General features: G+C 73.5%; 19 protein-coding genes. 7 read left to right on the forward strand and 12 right to left on the reverse strand.

The window, feature by feature from the left end; translation table 11 throughout:
- Positions 1-27: 27 nt before the first annotated feature.
- The 3 genes from FB453_RS29205 to FB453_RS29215 are packed head-to-tail and all read right to left on the reverse strand — an operon-like array spanning position 28 to position 4,517.
- Positions 28-801, reverse strand: a complete 774-nt coding sequence (locus FB453_RS29205; RefSeq protein WP_145795413.1) for an adenosylcobinamide-GDP ribazoletransferase — start codon at positions 799-801, stop codon at positions 28-30.
- Positions 791-2,704, reverse strand: a complete 1,914-nt coding sequence (locus FB453_RS29210; protein ID WP_145795416.1) for a bifunctional adenosylcobinamide kinase/adenosylcobinamide-phosphate guanylyltransferase — start codon at positions 2,702-2,704, stop codon at positions 791-793. Before FB453_RS29210 ends, FB453_RS29205 begins: the two co-directional genes overlap by 11 nt.
- A gap of 49 nt (positions 2,705-2,753) precedes the next feature.
- On the reverse strand, positions 2,754-4,517 hold the full coding sequence (locus FB453_RS29215) for a serine/threonine protein kinase (protein ID WP_145795418.1): 1,764 nt from the start codon (positions 4,515-4,517) through the stop codon (positions 2,754-2,756).
- 144 nt (positions 4,518-4,661) lie between these two features.
- Here FB453_RS29215 and FB453_RS29220 point away from each other — a divergent pair, with 144 nt between their 5' ends.
- Both FB453_RS29220 and FB453_RS29225 read left to right on the forward strand, forming a co-directional pair.
- Complete coding sequence (locus FB453_RS29220) at positions 4,662-4,862, forward strand: hypothetical protein (RefSeq protein WP_091407482.1); 201 nt, start codon at positions 4,662-4,664, stop codon at positions 4,860-4,862.
- Entirely contained in the window at positions 4,862-5,656 is a 795-nt protein-coding gene (locus FB453_RS29225; protein WP_145795420.1) for a site-2 protease family protein, read from the forward strand. Before FB453_RS29220 ends, FB453_RS29225 begins: the two co-directional genes overlap by 1 nt.
- Before the next feature lie 75 nt (positions 5,657-5,731).
- Here FB453_RS29225 and FB453_RS29230 read toward each other — a convergent pair whose 3' ends face one another.
- The 6 genes from FB453_RS29230 to nadA form a co-directional block, all read right to left on the reverse strand.
- Positions 5,732-6,730, reverse strand: coding sequence for an aldo/keto reductase family protein (locus FB453_RS29230; RefSeq protein WP_112589150.1), 999 nt, complete (start codon positions 6,728-6,730; stop codon positions 5,732-5,734).
- A 44-nt stretch (positions 6,731-6,774) separates the two neighbouring features.
- The gene (locus FB453_RS35170; protein ID WP_486480518.1) at positions 6,775-11,550 is read right to left on the reverse strand and encodes a WG repeat-containing protein; all 4,776 of its coding nucleotides are present in this window, start codon (positions 11,548-11,550) and stop codon (positions 6,775-6,777) included.
- A gap of 383 nt (positions 11,551-11,933) precedes the next feature.
- Positions 11,934-12,494: an XRE family transcriptional regulator gene (locus FB453_RS29240; protein WP_145795422.1), complete on the reverse strand. Its 561-nt coding sequence runs from the start codon at positions 12,492-12,494 to the stop codon at positions 11,934-11,936.
- Between the two features lie 193 nt (positions 12,495-12,687).
- On the reverse strand, positions 12,688-13,281 hold the full coding sequence (locus tag FB453_RS29245; protein ID WP_112582817.1) for a DUF3043 domain-containing protein: 594 nt from the start codon (positions 13,279-13,281) through the stop codon (positions 12,688-12,690).
- 114 nt (positions 13,282-13,395) lie between these two features.
- Positions 13,396-14,751 carry a UDP-N-acetylglucosamine 1-carboxyvinyltransferase gene (murA, locus tag FB453_RS29250; RefSeq protein WP_030337972.1) on the reverse strand — a complete coding sequence of 452 codons (1,356 nt, stop codon included), beginning with the start codon at positions 14,749-14,751 and terminating at the stop codon, positions 13,396-13,398.
- A gap of 212 nt (positions 14,752-14,963) precedes the next feature.
- Positions 14,964-16,163 (reverse strand): quinolinate synthase NadA, encoded by a 1,200-nt coding sequence (gene nadA, locus FB453_RS29255; RefSeq protein ID WP_145795424.1) that lies wholly within the window; start codon positions 16,161-16,163, stop codon positions 14,964-14,966.
- A gap of 68 nt (positions 16,164-16,231) precedes the next feature.
- On the opposite strand from nadA, the gene FB453_RS29260 reads away from it, so the two are divergent.
- From FB453_RS29260 to FB453_RS29270, 3 genes are all read left to right on the forward strand, one after another.
- Entirely contained in the window at positions 16,232-17,371 is a 1,140-nt protein-coding gene (locus FB453_RS29260) for a glycerate kinase family protein (protein WP_145795525.1), read from the forward strand.
- Positions 17,372-17,552: 181 nt separating this feature from the next.
- Positions 17,553-17,921, forward strand: a complete 369-nt coding sequence (gene erpA / locus FB453_RS29265) for an iron-sulfur cluster insertion protein ErpA (RefSeq protein WP_091407494.1) — start codon at positions 17,553-17,555, stop codon at positions 17,919-17,921.
- A 198-nt stretch (positions 17,922-18,119) separates the two neighbouring features.
- Entirely contained in the window at positions 18,120-19,100 is a 981-nt protein-coding gene (locus FB453_RS29270; RefSeq protein ID WP_145795426.1) for a carbohydrate kinase family protein, read from the forward strand.
- Between the two features lie 112 nt (positions 19,101-19,212).
- Here the strand turns inward: FB453_RS29270 and FB453_RS29275 are convergent, their stop codons facing one another.
- Together FB453_RS29275 and FB453_RS29280 are read right to left on the reverse strand one after the other, a co-directional pair.
- Positions 19,213-19,446 carry a sulfurtransferase TusA family protein gene (locus FB453_RS29275; protein WP_091407500.1) on the reverse strand — a complete coding sequence of 78 codons (234 nt, stop codon included), beginning with the start codon at positions 19,444-19,446 and terminating at the stop codon, positions 19,213-19,215.
- Positions 19,443-20,594 (reverse strand): aminotransferase class V-fold PLP-dependent enzyme, encoded by a 1,152-nt coding sequence (locus tag FB453_RS29280; RefSeq protein ID WP_145795428.1) that lies wholly within the window; start codon positions 20,592-20,594, stop codon positions 19,443-19,445. The genes FB453_RS29275 and FB453_RS29280 overlap by 4 nt, the downstream gene beginning before the upstream one ends.
- Positions 20,595-20,824: 230 nt before the next feature.
- On the opposite strand from FB453_RS29280, the gene ctaC reads away from it, so the two are divergent.
- Entirely contained in the window at positions 20,825-21,796 is a 972-nt protein-coding gene (ctaC, locus tag FB453_RS29285; protein WP_112582814.1) for an aa3-type cytochrome oxidase subunit II, read from the forward strand.
- A 9-nt stretch (positions 21,797-21,805) separates the two neighbouring features.
- Entirely contained in the window at positions 21,806-22,231 is a 426-nt protein-coding gene (locus FB453_RS29290) for a cytochrome c oxidase subunit 4 (protein WP_112582813.1), read from the forward strand.
- 114 nt (positions 22,232-22,345) lie between these two features.
- Here the strand turns inward: FB453_RS29290 and FB453_RS29295 are convergent, their stop codons facing one another.
- Positions 22,346-22,549 carry a hypothetical protein gene (locus FB453_RS29295; RefSeq protein WP_145795430.1) on the reverse strand — a complete coding sequence of 68 codons (204 nt, stop codon included), beginning with the start codon at positions 22,547-22,549 and terminating at the stop codon, positions 22,346-22,348.
- Between the last annotated feature and the right edge of the window lie 31 nt (positions 22,550-22,580).

The following is a 22,580-nucleotide window of genomic DNA, read 5'->3' on the forward strand; positions in this document are numbered from 1 at the left end:
AACGCTACCCGGCCCGCCGGGCCCGGTTCAGCCGGACAGCACCAGACCCAGGTAGACCAGCGTGGTGACCACCTCGACGGTCGCGCCCAGGACGTCGCCGGTGATCCCGCCGAGACGGCGTACCACGTGGTTGAGCAGCGGTAGCGCGACGGCGATCGCGGCGACGACGGTCAGCGGCCCCTGCCACGGACGGCCCGGCACCGCGGGCACCGCCAGCAGCATGACGGCGACCGCCCCGGCGGCAACTGCCACCGGGCCTACCGTGCCGGCGACCAGCGCGCCCAGCCCGTCGGGCCGGGCCGCCGGCACTCCCCGCCGGCAGGCCACCGTGACGCCGAGCCGCCCGGCCGCGGTCGCCGCGACCACCGCCGCGAGGCACGCCGGCCAGGACCGACCGGCGAGGTCGGCGAGCGCAGCCGCCTGCACCAGGAGTACGACCACCAGGGCGACCACCCCGAACGGACCGACGTCCGGCTTCTTCATGATCTCCAGGGCGGCCGTGCCCCGCCGGTACGAGCCGAGCGCGTCCACGGTGTCGGCCAGCCCGTCCAGGTGCAGCCCCCGGGTGAGCAGCGCGGCGACGCCGACTGTCACACCGGCCGCCACCAGCGGTGGGGCGAGCGTCCCGGTCAGCAGCAGCACACCGGCCAGTAGGGCGCCGAGCAGTGCGCCGACCACCGGGGCGAGGGCCATCGCCGTGCCGGCGACCGGGCGGTCGATGCGCCCGGCCCGCACCGGCAGCGTGGTGAAGGTGGTGACCGCCAGCCGGGCCCCCGCGAGCAGCCGTGGCTCAGCCGGCACGCCAGCCCGTCGCCGGCTGCTCGTCCGCCCCGGTGCTGGCCGGGCCCGGCCCGGCCGGCTCCGGCTCGGCGAAGTCGGGCTCGGTGAGATCCGGGTCGGCGTAGCTCGGGTCGGTGGACTCCGGCTCGTCGACGGCCGGGTCGGTGTCGTCCGTGCCGGCCAGCGACGGGTGCACCGGCAGCGTGGCGGACAGCGCCAGCACCGAGCGCAGCAGCGGCAGCGCGACAAGCGCGTTCGCGCCCTCGCCGAGATCCATCCGCAGGTCGAGCAGCGGAGTGAGGCCCAGCACGTCGGCGGCGAGCCGCACGGCAGGGTGCCCGCCGTGGTCGGCCAGCAGGCACCAGTGCCGGGCCTGCCCGGCCAGGTCGCGGCTCACCATGCCGGCGGCCAACCCGACCGGCCCGTCGAGCAGCACCGGCACCCGGCGGGCGGTGGCGCCGAGCAGCACGCCGGTGGCCACCGCCACGTCGCCGCCGCCCAGCTCGGCCAGGATGTCCTTGGCGCCGCGCGACGAGCGTCGGGTGCGGTGCAGGGCGTCACGCACCGCCGCGCAGCGGATCATCCACGCCGCGTCGTCGATCTCACCGGAGTCGGTGATCACCCGGCCCAGTACGGCGGGCGGCTCCGCGCCCGCGGTCGCCGCGAGCACCGCAGCGGCCGCCGCCTCGGTGCCGGCGCCGCACGCGCCGAGCACCAGCAGTTGTACGCCGGCGTCGGCGGCCTGCTCGGCCAACCGCCAGCCGTAGCGCAGCGCGGACTCCACCTGCTCCGGCGCGAGGGCCGGCTGGTCCTCGATCGGCGCGGAGGCCGGGGTGTCCACCACCTGGAGACTCGCGCCGCTCTCGGCGGCCAGCCGTGCCAACGCGCCCTGGCCGGCGCGGGCCTGTGCGGCGCGGCGCGCCGACTCACCGGCGACGGTGCCGGCCGCCGCCCCGCCGGCGTGGTCGCCGTGCAGCAGCAGCACCCGCACCGAGCCCCAGGCGGCGGGGGTCGAGGTGCCCTGGGTGGCGGCGGCGAAGCCCACCACCCGGTCCAGCACGCCCAGCCCGGCGCCCGGTACGTCCAGCGTGGCCAGCCGGTCGACCGCCTGCGGGCCGGCGTACTCGTCGGGCATCGGCAGCTCCATGCCGGGCTGGATGACCAGCCCGGTGGACACCATCGGCAGCGCCATGGTCGGCGCGGCCCACGGGTTGCCCGGCTCCGCCATCGGGGCGGCCGGCGGCGTGGGGGTCAGCACGTCGGGCAGCTGCACCTCGGGGGTCGGCTCGGTGTCGGCGAGGCTCGCCACGACCGGTGCGGTGGCGGCAGCCGTCGGCGCGGTCACGGCGGCGGGAGCGGGCGGTTCGGTCGCGGTGGCGACCGACTTGAGCCAGACCGGCTGACCGGCGACGACCAGTACGACCGCGTCGCAGGCGTCGGCGACCGCGCGGTTGGCCGCGCCCAACGCGTCGGTGAACGCCCGGCCCAGCGGGGTGGTCGGCACCAGCGACAGCCCCACCTCGGGGCTCACCAGCACCACTCGGGCGGCACACCCGCGGATCGCCTCGGCCAGCTCGGCGATGGTCGCCACGTCGTCGGCGGGCTGGTGGTCCGGGTCGAGCAGCACCGTCACCCAGCCGCCCAGGTCGTCGACGAGCAGCATCTCGTTGGGCTCGGCGGACTCGAGCACGTCGGCCAGCCGGCGCGGGTCCTCGGTGGTCTCCTCGGTGGTCCAGCTGCCCGGCCGTCGGGCGCGGTGTGCCGCCAGCCGGGTCGCCCACTCGGTGTCCTCCGGGTCGCCCTCGGGCGCGGTGGCGACGTAGCGGACCACCGGCGCGTCGGTGACCAGGGACTCGGCGAACTCGGACTTGCCGGACCGGATACCGCCGAGCACCAGGACCGTGTTCCACCCGTCTACGGACATGCCCGTACCTTAAGGCCGCCCAGGGTCGCGGTGCCTGCCGGCCCGTCGTTCAGTCGCAGTGCTCGAACCCGCTGCCGTAGCTGACCCCGCCGGTGGAGCCGCCCCACTTGACGCATGTCCCGGCCGCGCTGGCCCGCACCGGCCCGGCGTAGTAGTCGAAGGACCCGCTGTCGGTGCTGCGCGCCCGCCCCTGCACCTCCAGGTACGCCGAGGCCGCCGACTTCGTGCCGACCGCGGTGTCCTTGAGGGTCACCACGCAGTTGGTGCCGGTGCCCCCGTGGTACAGCAGGAAGACCCGGCCCTTGCGCTGCCCGTCCCCGCCGGTCAGCGTCGCCGAGTCGATCACCTGGTAGCCGCTGCCGCACGCCTGTGCCGCCGTGTACGGGTTGGGTCGGCTCGACGGGGTGCGGCTGGGCGTCGGTCGGCTGCTGGCCGTACCGGTCGGCGTGCCGCCCGGTGCCCCGGTGCGGTCGGGGTCGCTGCTGGTCGTCGCGTCGGCGGGGGACCCGGTCGGTTCGGCCGTCGCGGTGCGGCTGGCACCCGGCGTCGCGCTGGGCCGGGGTCCGGTGGTGGTCGCGTCTCCGGGCGGCAGCGGAGCGTCGGCGACCGCCGCCGACTCGCCGGCCAGCGCGGGTGGCTGGTCCGCCGTACCCGGGTTGGCTCCCGGTCGCAGCGCGACCACGGCCACCACGGCCACCGCGACGAGGACGACCGCACCGGCCCCGACCAGCAGTGCACGGCGTCGGCTCGACGGTGCGCTTCCGAGCGCGTCCTCCCGGGTCGGCTTCGGCTCGGTCGTCGGTTCGGTCGCGGCGCTCGCCGGTGGGCGCGGCGCGGCGGGCCCTGCCGACACCGGCGTGGCGGACGGCGGCGCCGCAGCCGGGCCGGCTGGCGGCGTGGGGGGAGCTGCGGGGGCCGCGAGGCCCGGGGTGGGAGCGGCCAGCGCCCACGGTGGGCGGGCCGAGACCGGAATGCTCGCCAGGGTCGCGTCGCGGGCCTCGGCGGCGGCAGCGGCCAACTCGGCCGCGCTGCCAAACCGGTCCTCCGGACGCTTGGCCAGCGCGCGGGTCACCACGGCGGCAACCGCCGGTGGGGTGTCCGCCGGTAGCGCCGCTGGGTCCTCCTGGGCGTGCCGCAGCGCCACCGCGAGGGGGTTGTCACCGTGGAAGGGCGGCTGCCCGGCAAGGCAGAAGTACGCCACCGCGCCGAGCGCGTAGATGTCGGTGGCGGCCGAGACCGGCTGCCCGGTGGCCTGCTCGGGAGACATGTACGAGGCGGTGCCGAGCACCATGTTCGCGGCCGTGAGCCCGGCCATGTTGCGGGACCGGGCGATGCCGAAGTCGACGAGCACCACAGTGCCGTCGCCCTTGACCAGCAGGTTGCCCGGCTTCACGTCGCGGTGCACGATGCCGGCGAAGTGGGCGGTGTGCAGCGCGTCGGCCGCCTGGGCCAGCACCGACATGGTGGTGGCCGGATCCAGCCGCCCCACCGCGCGCACCCGGGCGGACAACGGCTCGCCCTCGACGTACTCCATCACCAGGTAGTCGACCTGGCTGCCGTCGTCGAGCGCGGCCTGCCCCACGTCGTGCACCGGCACCACCCCGGGGTGCCGCAGCGCGGCCAGCATCCGCGCCTCGGCCCGGAAGCGAGCGGTGAACTCCGGATCGGCGACCAGCGACGGCAGCAGCACCTTCACGGCGACCTCGCGTTCCAGCAGCACGTCCGTGCCGCGCCAGACCGCGCCCATCCCACCCGTCGCCACCCGCTCGCCCAGCCGGTACCGGTCGCCGAGCAGCACTCCCCGTGTCAGCACCGAGCCACCGTACCGGCCGGCGTCGATCGAATTGATCCACCCCGTCGGTCCCGCCGGGGCGAGCGAGCGGCCGTTGCGCGCCGGGCCGACTACGCTGGCGAGGGTTCGTCCCACGGGGACTTCAGCGGCGAGGGGAGACGCGGCATGGCGTGGAGCTGGCGGTACGAGGGCACGGACGGCCAGACGGTCGAGGGACCGGCGGAGTCGTTCGGCAGCCAGGCCGACGCCGAATCCTGGATCGGTCAGGCCTGGCGGGAGCTCGCGGCGTCCGGCGTCACCTCGGTCGCGCTCGTGGAGGACGACCGGGTGGAGTACCGGATGAGCCTGTTGCCCACGGCCGAGTGATGGCCTACGACCGCCCGGGCGGTGACGGGCTGGTCCTCGGCGTCCCCAAGGCGGCGTTCCGGCCCAGCCCGGTCTTCCTCGGCCTGGTCGCGCTCTTCGCGGTCAGCGGGGTGCTGACCTGGAACGGGTACGGCAGCGTCCGGTTCAACGTGTTCCTCTTCGTGGTGTCCGGCTGGCTGGTGTCGCTCTGCCTGCACGAGTACGCCCACGCGGTGGTGGCCTACCGGGCCGGCGACCGGGACATCGCCCATCGCGGTTACCTGACGCTCAACCCGTTGAAGTACACCCACCCGTTGCTGTCGATCGTGCTGCCGGTGGTGGTGGTGCTGCTCGGCGGCATCGGCCTGCCGGGTGGCGCGGTCTGGGTGGACCGGCACGCCATCCCGGGTCGGCTGCGGCACACCCTGGTCAGCCTCGCCGGCCCGGCGACCAACGTGCTGTTCACGCTGGTGTTGGTGGCGGCGGTGCGGCTCGGCACCCAGTCGGAAGGTCCGGTGGAGTTCTGGGCCGGGGTGGCGCTGCTCGCCTTCCTCCAGCTCACCGCCAGTGTGCTGAACCTGCTGCCGGTGCCCGGCCTGGACGGCGGCAACATGATCCAGCCGTGGCTCAACCCGCAGTGGCGCAAGATGTACGACCTGTTCGCGCCGTACGGCTTCATCCTGCTCTTCGCGCTGCTGTGGAACCCGCGCATCGGCGGTTGGTTCTTCGACGCGGTCTTCGCGGTCGGTGACCTGCTCGGTCTGCCGTCGGGGCTCTACGCCGCCGGCCTGGAGCTGATCCGCTTCTGGCGGTGACCGGTGACCGGGCAGAGTTGACCTGACCCGGCCCGGTCGGCGCGAGGGTGTCGCGCCGACCGGGCCGGAACGGCGTCAGGGACGCTGCGCGGGGGACTCGGTCTTTGCCGCGTCCCGCTCGGTGATCGGCTCGATGATGTCGTCGATCGCCTTGAGCAGTTCGGCGTCGAGCTTCACCCCGGCCGCCTTCACGTTGTCGTGCACCTGCTCGGGGCGGGACGCGCCGATGATCGCCGACGAGACGTTCGGGTTCTGCAACACCCACGCCACGGCGAGCTGGGCCATGGTGAGCCCGGCCTGCTCCGCGAGGGGCTTGAGCTGCTGGACCCGGGTGAGCACGTCGTCGTTCATGAACCGGGAGATGAAGCCCGCGCCCGACTTCTCGTCCGTGGCCCGGGAACCGGCCGGCGGCGGCTGGCCCGGCAGGTACTTGCCGGAGAGCACACCCTGGGCCATCGGCGACCAGACGATCTGCCCGATGCCCAGCTCCTCGCTGGCCGGTACGACCTCGGTCTCGATGACCCGCCAGAGCATCGAATACTGAGGTTGGTTGGAGACCAGCGGGATGTGCAGCTCCCGGGCGAGCGGATGCGCGGCGCGCAGCTGCTCGGCGGTCCACTCGGAGACCCCGATGTAGTGCGCCTTGCCGGAGTGGACGACATCGGCGAACGCCTCCATCGTCTCTTCCAGCGGCGTGCTGTAGTCGTAGCGGTGGGCCTGGTAGAGGTCCACGTAGTCGGTACGCAGCCGGCGCAGCGAGCCGTTGATCGACTCCATGATGTGCTTGCGGGACAGGCCACGGTCGTTGCGGCCGGGCCCGGTCGGCCAGTAGACCTTGGTGAAGATCTCCAGGCCCTCGCGGCGCTCGTTCTGCAGCGCCCGGCCGAGCACGTCCTCGGCGCGCGTGCCGGCGTACACGTCGGCGGTGTCGAAGGTCGTGATCCCCGCATCGAGGGCGGCCCGGACGCAGGCGAACGCGGCGTCCTCCTCGACCTGCGAACCGTGGGTGATCCAGTTGCCGTACGAGATCTCGCTGACCATCAGGCCGGAACGGCCCAGGTGTCGGAATTCCATGTACCGACCCTAGCTCCAGTGGATCAACACTGACGACCGGTGACTCAGAGCACCGGGTTGGCGTCGGTGAGTAGCCGGTCGATCTCCTCCAGCACCTCGGCGCGATCGCGGTGCACCGGATCGATGAGCGGCACGCCGCGCCGGTCCAGCGCGCCCCACCGCCCGTTGTCGCTCTCGATCAGGAACGCCACCGGGTGGATGACCAGCATGGGGTGCGCCGGCGGGACCAGCACCGTGCCGGTGCGGTCCACCACGCCCCTTCGACCCGCCACGTCGACCACGGCGAGCCCCTCGTCGGTGAAACCGTCGATCTGCTGGCCGTCGGCCAACTCGGTGACGAAGCCGTGGTAGCGGGTGGGCACGATGACCCGACCGGTCCGGTCGACCGCCCCCCACCCCTCGCGCCGGACCGCGGCCAGCCCACGCCGGAACGGTCGTACCTCGGCGAAGTTGGGCGGGACCTGCACCGCCCCGGTCGCGTCGATCGCCGTCCAACCACCCTCGCCGACCACCCAGGCCAGGCCGTCGCTGAACGGCTGCGCGGCCCGGAAGGACGGCGGGATCACCGTCGTACCGAGCAGGTTGATCAGCGACCAGCGGTCGGTGTCCGGCCGGCGGACCCAGGCCAGCCCGTCGTGGAAGGGCTGCGCCTCGGCGTACCGGGCGGGCACGACCATGTCGCCGTCCTGGCTGGTGTAACCCCACAGCTGCCCGTCGCGGTCTGGCAACGGGGGTCGGTCCCGGTCGAGCACCTCGTCCCGACTCCGGGGGTACGCCCCGAAGCCACCCGCCTCGGCCCGGACGGTGACCGCGTCGAGGGCCACCCGGACCCGGTCCAGCAGTTCGGCGTCGCCCGCGCCGCGCAGGTCGAGCGCCTTCTCGAAGTGCTCGCAGGCCTCCATGAGCCGCCCCTGGTCGTAACACGACCGCCCGGCGTGCTCGTGCAATGCGGCCCGCAACCGGTCGGGCAACTCGACCGAGTTGGCCTGGGCGAAGAGCTGGTCGGCCTCGGCGAAGTCGCCGCGCCAGCGCAGCACGTGGGCCAGCCGGGCCTGGGCCAGCGCGGTCCGGCGCAGCTCGCCGGTGGCCTCGGCGTAGGTGAGGGCGAGCCGACCGTCGGCCAGCGCGTCGTCCAGGTCGCCGAGAATCCGCGAGGCCACAGCCCGCAGGCTGAGCAGCCGGGCCCGGGCACGGTTGTCGACCGCCGAACCCAACTTCTCGGTCAGCCGCCGCCGGATGGCCCGCAGGTCGTCCGGCTCCGTCAGCTCCTCGCGCAGGGTGACCGGGTCCAACCGCCACCGGTACGCGGCCAGCACCTGCTCCGGGTCGCCCGGGTCGGCCAGCGACGGGCGGGTCACCACCGGCGGTGCGTGGTCGGGTGGCGCGGACACCGGCTCGTTCTCCCCGTCCGAGCCGATCCTCGGGCCGGGTACGGCCGAGGCGGGCGGCCCGGACGCCGGCACCACCGACGCTGGCGGCCCGGAGACGGGTGCCGCGGAGGGCGGTGGTGTCGAGGCCGGTGGCGCGGTCATGGGCGTGGCCGCCGGCGGCGCGGAGACGGGCGCTGTTGTGGGCGCTGGCGGCGCGGAGACTGGCGCTACGGAGTGCGGCTGTGTCGGTGCGGGCGGCGCCGAGACGGGCGCGGTGGAGAGGGGCGGCGCGGAGACGGGCGCTGCGGTCGGCGCTGGTGGCGCGGAGACGGGTGCCGCGGGCGGGGCCGATACCGGCGGTGCCGGAGGAGCGTAGACCGGCGTGACCGAGGCGGGCGGTGCCGAGAACGGCGGTGCGGAGACCGGTGGTGCGGAGACGGGCGGTGCGGAGACGGGCGGGCTCGTGTCGTCCACAGCCGTGACGTGCAGCGTCGCGTCGCCCCGCCACTCGTCGCCCCGCGAGCCATCCGCCGGGCTCGCGCTCGGATCGTCGATCGCGTCCGTCGGCTCGTCCGGTGGCGCTAGTTCGTCCGTCGGGTCGTGCTCGACCGGATCGCTGTCCTCGCTGGGCGAAGCGGCGAATGCCTGCTGGTCGGCCTCGCCCTCGGCTTCGAGGTCGGCTTCGGTCCGCTGGCGGGGCATCGCGACAGGTGCGCCGGAGACGGGCTCGTCGCCGTCCACCGTTCCCGTGTCGAAATCGGGCTGCGGGTCGTCGTCCAGGTCCTCCGGCCAGAGCCGAGGGGCACCGGAGACCGGGTGGGCGGGCGGCGCGGAGACCGGGTCGAAGGCGTCGTCTGGCGTCGACCCGCTGGCGTGCTCGTCGGCCACGTCGAGGTGGGTGTCGGCCGCCGCCGCCGACGTCTGTGCGTCCGGTGCGACCGGTGTCGCGGTGAGGTCGGGGTCGCCGGACGTCGACTCGTCGTCGACCGGGTCGAACGACCGCTGGTCCGTCGCCGGCTCGGCCTGGTCGGACTCGGCGGACTGAGCGGGGCTGAACCACGCTTCCGGCCCGCGGGTGCCCGGGACGTCGTCCGGCTCGTGAACGGCCGCCACCGGCTCTTCCGAGGGCGGCGGGGGTACGTAGCGGCGCGGCGTACCGGGGGCCGGCGGGAGCACCGGCGCGACCTCCGCCGCCAGTGGCTGCGAGGCCGCCGGAGCCGGAACCGCCCGGGTCGGGTCGGCCGGGGTCGGGTCGGGGCGGGTCGCCGGTGGCGGCGGTGCCTGCCAGGTGGGTGGCGGGGCAAGCGACGGGCGTGCGTCCGCCGTCGGGGCCAGTCGCTCCGGCGAGTACGGACGCTGCGGCACCGCCGGGCGATCGGCGGGGTGCGGCCGCTCCGCCGGGGGCGAGCGGTCCGGGGCGGTCGGGCGGCGGTCGGTCGGTGGGGTGCCGGTCAGCGGGTCGCCGACCGGACGGCGGTCCGGGCCCGGCTCCTCGCCGCGCCGCTGGTCCGCCGGGCGGTCCCCGGTGTCCGGGCCGGGGTAACGCGGCGGCGGGGCGGGATGCGCCCCGGATGCCGGTGGCGGTTCGGCCAGCGGCTGGCGTCCCGATGCTGGCGGGGCATCCGAGCGCTCGTCGGCGGTGGGCGGGTCCACCGGCGCGGGCAGGTACTCCAGTCGCAGACGCGCGGCGGGTGGCCCCGAGACGGGCCGGTCGGAGGCGGGCGAGACCGGAACGGCCGAAACCGGCCGGTCCCAACCGGTCGCGGCGGGGGAGACGGGGGCGGCCGACACCGGCCGGTCCCAGCCGCGGGCGCCGGGGGAGTCGGGTGCTGGCGACACCGGTCGTTCCGGGAAGGCCGGGGCGGCTGATACCGGTCGGTCCCAAGCGGGGGAGACGGGCGCTGGCGACACCGGTCGCTCCGGGGAGACCGGTGGGACCGGCATGGCACGGCCGGAGGCGGGCGGCGCCGTCGCGGCCGGGCGTGCCTGTCGCTCGTCGTACCGTGCCGGAGCGGCCGCCGGGCGCTCGTCAGGCCGGGACGGGGTGGCCGCCGGCCGGTCGGGCCGGGCGGCCGGCCGCGGCGCGATGCCCGGCTCGGCGCTGCGGTACGGGTCCGCGGTGCGGTGCGGGTCGGGGCTGCGGTGCGGGTCTGTGGTGCGGTGCGGGTCCGGGCTGCCGTGTGGGTCGCTGCGGTGTGGGTCGGTGCGGTGGCCGGGCTCCCGGGTACGGTCCGAGGTGCGGTCCTGGCGCACCGGACCCGGTGCTGGCCAGGGCAGACTGCCGTCCGACCGTTGGCCCGGCTGTGGCCGGGGCTCGCGGTACGCGTCCTCACGAGGCGCGTCCTCGCGGTAGCCGTTGTCGCGATACCCGTCCGGGCGGGCCTGTTCGCGGGGTCGCCGGTCCGGGTACGCGTCGGTGCGGGCCGCCGCCTCACGGGGCTGCTGCCGGTGCGGGTCGGTGTCGGGCCGCCGCCGGTCGTCGTCGAGGCGGGGCTGGTCGGGCAGGTCCGCCTCGGGGCGACGCCGTCGTCCACCGTTGGGTGAGGGCGCTGTGCCGATGCCCTCGTCCGCCCGGTAGCGCGAGTCCGGGCGGTGCAGGTCGTCGGCGGCCCGGTCCGGGTACCCGTCGGCGCTGTATCGCGTGCGGCCGTCCACGGGGGCCCATGGGTCGACCCCGTCGGCGATGCGGCCGTCGTGGTCGCGGGTGGGTCGGCCGCCGTACGCCTCGCCGGTGTGCCGTTCGTAACCAGCGGCCGGTCGTTCCGGTGTGCCGCGCCGACGTGGTGTGTCGTTGGGCTCGGGCACCCAGCCGGGTTCGGGCCGGGGCGCGGGGGAGACCGGCGGAGAGCCCCGGTAACCCCGATCCCGCTCGGTGGGCTCCTGCCGGGGACGGCGGCTGTCGTACCGATCGGGGGTGGGCTGGTCCCGGTGCCAGGCGGCTTCCCGCGCGGGCCCCCGCTCGTCGGCGGGGCGTCGGTCGGACCAGGCGGTACGTCGGTCCGACTCGGGCGAGCGACGGTCGTCGCGGCGGGGTGGCTCGGGCAGCGGACGACGGTACGGCTCGTGGTCGTAGTGGCGGGAGTCGGCGCTGTCGGGCCGGCCGTAGGCGGAGGTGTCCGCCGAGCGCTCGTCGCCGCGGAGTCGGCCGTAGGCCGGTGTCTCGCCCGGCTCGTCGTCCACCCAGGAACGGCCGTGAGGTGCCTGTTCCTCCGGTGGTTCGTCGGACCAGGACCGGCCGAGGTAGGTGCCGTCCGGGCGGGTGGGCGCCAGCGGTGGCACCTCGGCGCGACCGGACACCGTCGCGCGGCCACGCGGTGGCGGCTGGTGCGGCCTGCCGATGTCGCCGGCGTAACGCTGGCCGGGGAACTGGGGGTGCCACTCGGTGGTCGGCTCGACCACCCAGGACGGTTCGTTCGGGTCTGACCACCGGTCGTTGTAGCGGCCGTTCATCCGTCGAGCCCGTCGCCACACCCGGCCGCTGGGCCGATTCTCGCCGGGGGTGAGGTGTCCGCAGCCGCCGTCGGGTGACCGCTGGGCGTCCGGTCGCCGCCTGCCACGCCCCGGTGGCCGGCTCGCGTCCGCTCGCTCACGCGTTGTCACCTCGTTGCAAATTGTCGCGCTGGGGCCGCACGTGCCGGTCAGATCGCTGCTCCGGCAGGCCGTGGCTGCGGATGGAGGGTAACGGCGTGGGCTCGCTCACCGCCACTGTGGTGCGGCCCACCGGCGCAAACGTTATCCCATTGGTTTCGGACATTTGGTCCTATAAGCGAATCTGGCGTCCGACCATACCGCACTCGAAGGCCACCCGGCTGCGGCGGGATCGCCGTCCTCGTTCAGGGGTGCTCCATGATGAGGACGGCGAACGTACCGGGAGCGAGCGCCTCGTAACGGTGCGGGGCGTCGCCGGGGAACGTGGCGTAGTCGCCGGGTTCGAGTTCGACCGGTGCCCCCTCGGGCCCCACCCGCAGCCGGCCGGCAGCGACCACCACGTGCTCGATACTGCGCGGGGTGTGGCCCTGCCCGGCTCGGACCGCACCCGGTTCCAGGCTGATCAGGTAGACGTCCCGGCGCAGGTGCGCCGCACCGGCGCTGAGCAGCGTTCCGCTGAAGTCGGCCTGCTCCGAGCGGACGTGCGGCCCGTCCCCGGCCCGGATGACCCGTACATCGTCGTCGACGGGCTCCACCAGCCGGCTGAACGGCACACCGAGGGCGACGCCCAGCGCCCAGAGCGTCTCCACGCTCGGGTTGCCGCTGCCCGACTCCAGTTGGGAGAGGGTGGACTTGGCCACCCCCGCCCGGCGGGCCAGCTCGGTCAGCGAGATGCCGACCCGTTCCCGCTCCCGGCGCAGGGCAGCGGCGATGGTGGCCAGCGGGGCAGCCGGTTCCGAAGGCATGCCTTCGCTCCATTGGGTCGAACGTTCGGCGTGGCGAACAACGGCAACCCGTTCAGCATGATGAACGCGCGGCAAGATCCGCGCAGATACGGCGAAACTGCTGCCTCGGAGATGTCTGAGGCAGCAGTTTCGCTGAAGTCGTGCGGATCTTGCGGGCGCGGGACGCCAGGGTGCGGGCGTGGGAGCCCGGGGGTCAGACCTTGTCGCCCAGCTTGACCTGGGGCGCCGGAGCGCGCATCCGCCGGAAGGTGATCGACCGCATGACCGCGTAGAGGAAGAGCGAGCCCATCCGCTGGTCGGTCTTCGGGAAGCGCTCCCGGACCAGCTTGCTGATCTTGCGGCAGATCAGCACCGAGTCGACGACCACACCCAGCGCCAGCGCGCCCCAGAGCACGTTGGAGATCAGCCGGACCAGCGGCGGCATGGCCGCGTTCGACCCGACCAGCACGATCAGCGCGCCGCCGAAGAACCAGGTGCCGACGGTACGACGGGAGTCGACCACGTTGCGGGCCAGCAGCCGCTCCGGGCCACGGTCGCGGGGCCCACCCTCGCGGCGGAACTCCGACGCTGCCTCGGCGCGCAGTTGACGGCGACGCTCCCGCTCCTCCTCCTTGGTGAGGGGGCGAGTGGGGCCGGCCGGGCGACGGCCGGCGGTCGGCCGCTTGGGCGTCTCCCGACCCTTGGCCGGGGTGTAACCCCGTGGACGCTCAGCGGTCTCCTCGGGGGTCACCGAGGTGACGGCCTCGTCGACGAGGTCGGTGGACTTGCGGCGAAAGAGCGACGGCACGCGGCAAGGGTAGCCAACGGTCCGCGCCCGGTGCACATCGCGGTACAACGGCCAACGGCTCCAGGTCGCAGCGCGACCTGGAGCCGTCGTAGTCGAACGATGGGGTGACCGAGGTTACGGACGCTCGGCGTGCGCGCCCAGGTCGGCGAGCTTCGCCTCGAAGTCCTCGTAGCCCCGGTTGATCAGGTCCACGCCGTACACCCGGGAGGTGCCCTCGGCCGCGAGCGCCGCGATCAGGTGGCTGAACCCGGCCCGTAGGTCCGGGATGACCAGGTCGGCGGCGTGCAGCTTGCTCGGCCCGGCGATCACCGCGGAGTGCTTGAAGTTACGCCGGCCGAAGCGGCACGGGGTGCCGCCGAGGCAGTCCCGGTAGACCTGGATGTTGGCGCCCATCGAGTTGAGGGCCTCGGTGTAGCCCAGCCGCTGCTCGTAGACCGTCTCGTGGACGATCGACAGGCCGCGGGCCTGGGTCAGCGCCACGACCAGCGGCTGCTGCCAGTCGGTCATGAAGCCGGGGTGCACGTCGGTCTCCAACGCCACCGCGTTCAGCTCGCCACCCGGGTGCCAGAAGCGGATGCCGCCCTCCTGGCCGGGGTCGCCCAGCTTCGGCGCGCGGGCGTCGGTGACCTCGTACTCGCCGCCGACCGAGCGGAAGATGTTCAGGAAGGTCATCATGTCGGCCTGCTGCGCGCCCAGCACCTCGACGTGACCACGGGTCGCCAGGGCGGCGGCCGCCCAGCTCGCCGCCTCGATCCGGTCCGGGATCGGCCGGTGGGTGTAGCCGTGCAGCTTGGGCACGCCCTGAATCTCGATCACCCGGTCGGTGTGGACCTTGATGATCGCGCCCATCTTCTGCAGGATGCAGATCAGGTCGATGATCTCCGGCTCCACCGCGGCGTTGCGCAGCTCGGTGACACCCTCGGCCATCACGGCGGTCAGCAGCACCTGCTCGGTGGCGCCGACGCTCGGGTACGGCAGGGCGAACTTGGTGCCGTGCAGCCCGTTCGGCGCGGACAGGTGCAACCCCTCGGGCCGCTTGTCGACAGTGGCACCGAACTCCCGCAGCGCCTGCAGGTGGAAGTCGATCGGGCGCGGGCCGATGTGGCAGCCGCCCAGATCCGGGATGAACGCGTGCCCGAGGCGGTGCAGCAGCGGGCCGCAGAACAGGATCGGGATCCGACTGGAACCGGCGTGCACGTTGATCTGGTCGGTGCTGGCGCTCTCCACGTTCGCCGGGTCGAAGACGAGCTCGCCATCCTCGGTGCCGTCGGTGACCTTGACGCCGTGCAGGCCGAGCAGACCTCGCACCACCTCGACATCGCGGATCTTGGGCACGTCGAACAGCCGGCTCGGGCTGTCGCCGAGCAACGCGGCGACCATCGCCTTCGATACCAGGTTCTTCGCGCCGCGCACGCGGATCCGCCCTTCGAGCGGAGTACCTCCGTGCACAACCAGGACGTCGTCGGTCAACGCAACCTCCAGCGCGTCGGTGCTGCCGTGTTGATGGTGGGGCGCCTGAACCTTGTCGCTACCCCGGATGCGGCCATGTCGAAACGGCCCGCGTGTGTCGTCGCTTGGGCAGCATAGCCCTCGGTGACGAAAAAGGACTCGGTCACATCGGCGTGTGTGGCATTAATCGGTGATCCGGCACTTTTGCGTACCAAGAGCGCTACGGATCGTGATCAGGACGCCGTCGGCGGCGGAGTGTCAGCGCCGGGCAGCGCGAGCATCTGATCAAGCGCGACCCGGGCGTGGTGCGCGGTGTCGGCGTCCACCGTGATCTGGTTGACGACCCGGCCCGCGACCAGCTCCTCCAGAGCCCAGACCAGGTGCGGCAGATCGATCCGGTTCATCGTCGAGCAGTAGCAGACGGCCTTGTCCAGGAACATGATCTGCTTGTCCGGGTGCGCCAGTGCGAGCCGGCGGACCAGGTTCAGCTCGGTGCCGAGCGCCCACGCCGAGCCGGCCGGAGCCGCCTCGATCGTCTTGATGATGTATTCGGTGGACCCGACGTAGTCGGAGGCCGTGACCACCTCGTGCCGGCACTCCGGGTGGACCAGGACGTTGACCCCGGGCACCCGCTCCCGTACGTCGTTGACGCTCTCCAGGGTGAACCGGCCGTGCACCGAGCAGTGCCCCCGCCACAGGATCATCTTGGCGTCGCGCAGCTGCTCCGGGGTGAGCCCACCACCGGGCTTGTGCGGGTCGTAGAGCACACAGTCGTCCAACGACAGGCCCATCTCCAGCACCGCGGTGTTACGGCCCAGGTGCTGATCCGGTAGGAAGAGCACCTTCGACCCCTGCTCGAAGGCCCAGTCCAGGGCGCGCTTGGCGTTGGACGAGGTGCAGACCACGCCGCCGTTGCGGCCCACGAAACCCTTGATGTCGGCCGAGGAGTTCATGTACGTCACCGGCACGGTGTTGCCGGCGATGCCCAGCTCGGTCAGCGTGTCCCACGCGGCCTCGACCTGGCCCAGCACCGCCATGTCCGCCATCGAGCAACCCGCCGCGAGGTCGGGCAGGATCACCCGCTGGCTGTCGGTGGTGAGGATGTCGGCGCTCTCGGCCATGAAGTGCACGCCGCAGAAGACGATGTACTCCGCGTCCGGGCGGGCCGCGGCCTCCCGGGCCAGCTTGAACGAGTCGCCGGTCACGTCGGCGAACTGGATCACCTCGTCGCGCTGGTAGTGGTGCCCCAGCACGAAGACCTTGCTGCCCAGCTTCGCCTTCGCGGCGGTGGCACGGGCCACCAGATCCGGATCGCTGGGCGCCGGCAGGTCGCCCGGACACTCCACGCCGCGCTCGGTGTCGGGGTCGCTGCCCCGGCCGAGCAGCAGCAGAGCTGTCGCCGTGTTGGAGGGTTCCACCCAGGTCGAAGTCACGTAGCCCATGGTCCCACAGCGCGAGCGCGACGCAGCCTCGCTCGGTGTGGGCTGCCACACTGCTCGGCATGCGCGTGCTGCTCTGCCCGGACAAGTTCGCCGGCACCCTGTCCGCACCGGAGGTGGCTGCCGCCGTCGCCGACGGTTGGCGCACCGTCACCGACGGAGACGAGCTGCTGATCCGGCCCCTCGCCGACGGCGGACCGGGCTTCGTGGAGGTGCTCGCCGAAGCCCTCGGCGGCCGGCGCGTGCCGGTGTCGACGGTCGACCCGCTGGGCCGGCCGGCGGCCGGTGAGATCCTGCTCACCGCCGACGGCTCGACCGCCTACCTGGAGAGCGCGCAGGCGTGCGGCCTGCACCTGCTCTCCGCAGCCGAGCGCGACCCGAAGGCCACCACCTCGTACGGGCTGGGTCTGTTGGTGTCCGCTGCGGTGGAGAGCGGTGCCCGCACTGTGGTGATCGGGCTGGGCGGCTCCGGCACCAACGACGCCGGCGCCGGAATGCTCGCCGCGCTGGGCGTGACCCCCCTCGACCAGGGCGGCGCCGCGCTGCCGTACGGCGGGGCGGCGCTCGCCGCGGTGGACGCGCTGGACGGCGCGCCCCGGCTGCGCGGCGTCCGGCTGGTCGCGGCCACCGACGTGGACAACCCCCTGCTCGGCCTGCACGGCGCGAGCAACGTGTTCGGCCCGCAGAAGGGCGCCGACCGCGCCGACGTGCTGCTGCTCGACGCGGCCCTGGAGCGTTTCGCGGCGGTGCTGGAACGGGACCTGGCCGGTTGCCCGGAGGGGCTCGGCGCGCTGCCCGGGGGCGGGGCCGCCGGTGGCATCGGCGCGGCGCTCCTCGCCCTGGGCGGCGACTGTGAGTCGGGGATCGGCCTGGTCACCCGGGCCACCCGACTCGACACCGCGCTGGACACCGCCGACCTGGTGATCACGGGTGAGGGGTCGTTCGACCACCAGTCGTTGCGCGGCAAGGTCGTCGCCGGGGTGGCCGGCGCCGCCCGCGACCGGGGAGTGCCCTGCGTGGTGGTGGCCGGGCAGGTGAGCACCGGCCGGCGGGAAGCCGCCTCGGCCGGGGTGACCGACGCGTACAGCCTGGTGGAGCACTTCGGCGGCGAGGAGGGTGGCGGGCTCGACGCGGCGCTGAGCCGGCCCGCGGAGGGGTTGCGCGAACTGGGCGCCCGGCTGGCCCGGCAGTGGAGCCGCTGAGCGTCCCGACCGCCCGTGCCCCCGCCCCGACCGAGGGCCGACCTGCGGCGGGGGTCACGCCACGCGGGTGAGCCCGGCCAAGGCGGCGTACGATCGGCTGAGGACCACAACCGGGAATCACTGGACGACGCGCGACGTTGGCCAGTGCGTCCGGACCCAAACCGCGCAGGGAGACTTCCACGTGACCACGCCAGCGCAGACCGAGTCGACCGAGGCCAAGGCCCCTACTTCCGTCGTCCTCACCGACGTCGCGGCGCAGAAGGTCAAGGCCCTGATCGAGCAGGAGGGCCGCGACGACCTGCGGCTCCGCGTCGCCGTGCAGCCGGGCGGCTGCTCCGGCCTGCGGTACCAGCTCTTCTTCGACGAGCGTTCGCTCGACGGTGACGTCGTGACCGACTTCGGTGGTGTCGAGGTCGTCGTCGACCGGATGAGCGCCCCGTACCTTTCCGGCGCGACGATCGACTTCGCCGATCGGATCGACGCCCAGGGCTTCACCATCGACAACCCCAACGCGGGCAGCTCCTGCGCCTGCGGTGACTCGTTCAACTGAGTCACACCACACACCAGCGACGATGGGGCCGTTCTTCGGGACGGCCCCATCGCCGTACCGGTGGGCGCTCGCAGCGGCCCGGGAGCGGTCCCGGAGGGGGTCGTGGCGGGCTGGTAGCCGTTGTCCGACCGAGCGGTGAGCATCGGGTTGCCGTCCCGGTAGGCTGACCGCGCCCTGCTCCCGACCCCGAGGGTTGACATGAAGATCGCCGTCACCGGCTCGATCGCCACCGATCACCTGATGAGCTTCCCCGGTCGCTTCGCCGACCAGCTCATCGCCGATCAACTGCACAAGGTGTCCCTCTCCTTCCTGGTGGACGACCTGGTGCTCCGCCGCGGCGGCGTGGCGGCGAACATCTCCTTCGGGATGGGTCAGCTCGGGCTGCGCCCGGTGCTGCTCGGCGCGGTCGGCGCCGACTTCGCCGACTACCGCTCCTGGCTGGAGCGCCACGGTGTGGACTGCGACTCGGTGCACGTCAGCGAGGTGGCACACACCGCCCGCTTCGTCTGCACCACCGACACCGACATGTGCCAGATCGCGTCGTTCTACGCCGGAGCGATGAGCGAGGCCCGCAACATCGAGCTGGCCCCGGTCGCCGACCGGCTCGGCGGTCTGGACCTGGTGCTGGTCGGCGCCAACGACCCCGAGGCGATGCTGCGCCACTCGGCCGAGTGCCGCACCCGCGGGTACGCCTTCGCCGCCGACCCGTCCCAGCAGCTCGCCCGGATGCCCGGCGAGGACGTGGTGGCGCTGATCGAGGGCGCCGAGTACCTGATGACCAACGACTACGAGAAGTCGCTGTTGCAGAGCAAGGCGCAGCTCAGCGACGACCAACTGCTGGACCTGGTCAAGGTGCGGGTCACCACGCTGGGCAAGCACGGCGTGGAGATCGCCGGGCGCGGCATCGACCCGATCCACGTCCCGATCGCGCGGGAGATCCGCGCGGTCGACCCGACCGGCGTCGGCGACGGCTTCCGGGCCGGCTTCTTCACCGCGCTCTCCTGGGGCCTCGGCCTGGAACGCGCCGCCCAGGTCGGCTCGCTGCTGGCGACGCTGGTCCTGGAGACCGTCGGCACCCAGGAGTACGACGTCCGCCGCGACCTGTTCGTCAAGCGGCTCGCCGAGTCCTACGGCGACACCGCGGCGGAAGAGGTCCGCCCCCACCTCGTCCCGGCGTAACTCCCGCCCCCACCCCGGCGATCTTGCACTTTCTGTCGCCGTATCGCGGCTTCTGTACCGCTTTGTCCGCGCAGAAAATGCAAGATCGCGGGGCGCGGGGGTAGCGCGGGGGTCAGTGGGTGCGGCGTACGTCGTAGGCGGGGCCGTCCGGACCGTTGACGGAGCCGAGGAACTCCTGGCCGCGCATCCGGCACCAGGCGGGGATGTCGACCGCCGCCGCCGGGTCGTCGGCCAGCACCCGGACCACAGTGCCGACCGGCACCTCGGGCATCCGTCGCGCCGCCGCGATCACCGGCAGCGGGCAGCGTTGCCCCCGGCAGTCGATCACCTCGTCCGGCATCGTCACAGCCCCACCACCCCGGCGTCGGCGCGCAGACCGGCGACGATCGCCGGCAGCTCGGTCAGGAACCGCTCCACGTCCGCCTCGGTCGTCTCCCGGTGCAGGCTGACCCGCACGTTGCCGTGCGAGAGCACACCCATCGCCTCCAGCACGTGCGACGGACGCAACGTGGACGAGGTGCAGGACGAGCCGGACGACACGGCGAAGCCCCGCCGGTCCAGGGCGTGCAGCAACGCCTCCCCGTCGACGTACAGGCACGAGAAGGTGACCAGGTGGGGGAGCCGGAGCACCGGGTCGCCGACCACCTCCACGTCGGGCACCTCCGCCGCGACCCGCTCCCGGACCCGGTCCACAAGGGCGGCCAGCCGGGTCGCCTCGGCCGCCGCGTCGGCCGCCGCCGCCCGAAGGCTCGCCGCCGCCGCCACGACCGCGGGCAGGTTCACCACCCCGGGGGTACGTCCGCCCTCCCGCTCGTCGGACGGCCAGGGTGACTCCCAGCGAGTGCCCTTCCGGACCGCCAGCACCCCCACGCCGGGTGGCCCACCCCACTTGTGGGCGCTCGCCGTGAGCACCGACCAGCCGGCCGGCAGGGGCACCCGGCCCACCGACTGCGCCGCGTCCACGTACAGCGGCACACCCACGTCGGCGCAGGCCGCCGCCGCCTCGGCGACCGGCTGCACCGTCCCCACCTCGTGACTGGCGGTAATCAACGCGGCCAGCGCCACCCCCGGCGCCCGAACGGCGGTCGACCACGCGGTCAGGTCCAGCCGGCCCAACCGGTCGACCGGCACCGCGGCGGCGGTCCCGCCCGCGCCGACGTGCCGTTCCGCCGCGTGCAGCACCGCCGAGTGCTCGATCGCCGAGTGCACCAGCGTCGACCCGACCCGGCGCCGCCCCGCCAGGCCCCCGAGCACCGCGCCGTGGGCTGCGGTCGTACCACTGGGGGTGAAGGAGACCTCATCGGCGCGGACGCCGAGCGTCAGCGCGGTGGCCTCGCGGGCGGCGTCGAGCAGTTGCCGGGCCCGTCGGGCCTGCGTGTACAGCTTGCCCGGGTCGGCCCAGCCGTCGTCGAGCGCGGCCAGCAGAGCCTGCCGCGCGACCGGATGCATCGGCGCGGCGGTCGCCGCGTCCAGGTAGACCGGGGATGCGCTCACAGACCTGCCTTCGTTCGCGGCTGCGGGGCTCGCAACCCCGCCTCACTCCTCGCGCTCACAGACCAAGACGCTATCGCGGCGGTATGCCCAGGATCCCCCCGATGGGGGTCGGACAGTGACCCCACCACGGCCGAGTCCGTCATGGTCGAGTAATCTGCGACCGTCGGTGACGCCTTTGCCGCGGGTGCTGAGGAAAGACGCACCGCGGCGCGCTAGGGAGGCAGGACCAGGTGGTCGCAAGGAGTTCGGAGGTACGGCCGTCGGCCGTACGGCACAGCGCTTCCCCAGGGGTTGGTGGACGCCGGGGGCGTGGTGCTGGTCGCCTGGCCGGGCTCGGTCTCGGTGGCGTGGCGTTGCTGGTTCTGCTCACGGGCTGTGACGTGGGTCAGACGTTCGACGGCTTCGGCTGGCCGCAGGGCGGCATCTCGCCGGAGTCCAAGCGGATGTACGACCTGTGGATCGCCTCCTGCATCGCCGCGCTCGCGGTCGGCGTCTTCGTGTGGGGCCTGATCTTCTGGTGCGTCGTGCGCTACCGCAAGCGTGGCAACGCGCTGCCGGTGCAGACCCGCTACAACATGCCGATGGAGTTCCTCTACACCATCGCGCCGATCCTGATCGTCTCCGTGCTCTTCTACTACACGGCGATCGTGCAGACCGACGTCGACAAGTTGTCGAAGAACCCGGACGTCACGGTCGAGGTCGTCGCGTTCAAGTGGAACTGGCAGTTCAACTACCGGGACGGCCAGGGCACGGAAGCCCGCACCACCGCGTCGACGCTCGGCACCAGTGAGGTCATCCCGGTGCTGGTGCTGCCGACCAACCGGTCCATCCGGTTCGAGGAGACCAGCCGCGACGTCATCCACTCGTTCTGGGTGCCGGAGCTGCTCTTCAAGCGGGACGTCATGCCGGGCAAGATCCGCAACGTGTTCGAGGTCTCAAGCCTGGACGCCGAGGGTGCCTACGTCGGGCGCTGCGCCGAACTGTGCGGCAGCTACCACGCGTTCATGAACTTCGAGCTGCGGGTGGTCTCGCCGGAGAAGTACGACCAGTTCCTCGCGGCCAAGCAGAGCGGCAAGTCGACCCAGGATGCGCTGTCCGCGATCGGTGAGCAGCCGTACGCGACGACCACGCGGCCGTTCGACACCCGCCGGACGCAGGGCAACTTCAACCCGGACGACGTTCCGGCCCGCACGGGAAGCTGAGGCAGCCATATGAAGACCGAGTGGCGTATCTTCCTGATCATCGCCGGGTTCCTCCTCGGCGCCACCATCCTCTACGGCGCCTGGACGAACGGTGAGTCGGGCGGCATCGAGTGGGTCGGCACCGTTGCCCTGCTGCTGTCGTTCCTGCTCTGCTCGATGTGCGGTGGCTTCTTCTGGTTCGTCTCCCGCCGCATTGACCTGCGCCCGGAGGACCGCCCGGACGCCGAGATCGCCGACGGCGCTGGTGAGGTCGGCTTCTTCAGCCCGGGCAGCTACTGGCCGTTCGGTCTGGCGCTGGCTGCCGCGATCGCCGCGCTCGGCCTGGTGTTCTGGCAGTACTGGCTGATCGGTGCCGGCCTGCTGGCCGTCGTTTTCTCCGCCTGTGGGCTCCTGTTCGAGTACTACAGCGGCACCCGGCGTACCGCCGAGCACTGACCCACCCGGTCGCCGTCGCGACCGACCCGACACGACGAAGGCCCGTTCCCCGAGTGGGGGAGCGGGCCTTCGGTCATGTTCCACCCTGTCCGCGGGCGGCCGGCGGTGCTGTGGTCAGGCGGCGCGACGTCGGGCGGGCTGGTGGCGGCGGGCGGCCAACCGGGTGACCGGGAAGGCGAACGCGCTGACCACGACGGCGGCGCCGCAGTCGGTGCAGATCAGCTCTGGACAGTCGGTGCCGTGGCCGTCGACGCAGGGCGGAGCCTCGAACAGCGCCACGCCCTCGCAGACGTCGCAGTAGAGCTCGCGGTGCGACACGGGCGTCTCCTCTCGGATACCAGGCGGACCG

Source organism: Micromonospora sp. CNZ322 (genome assembly GCF_007827755.1).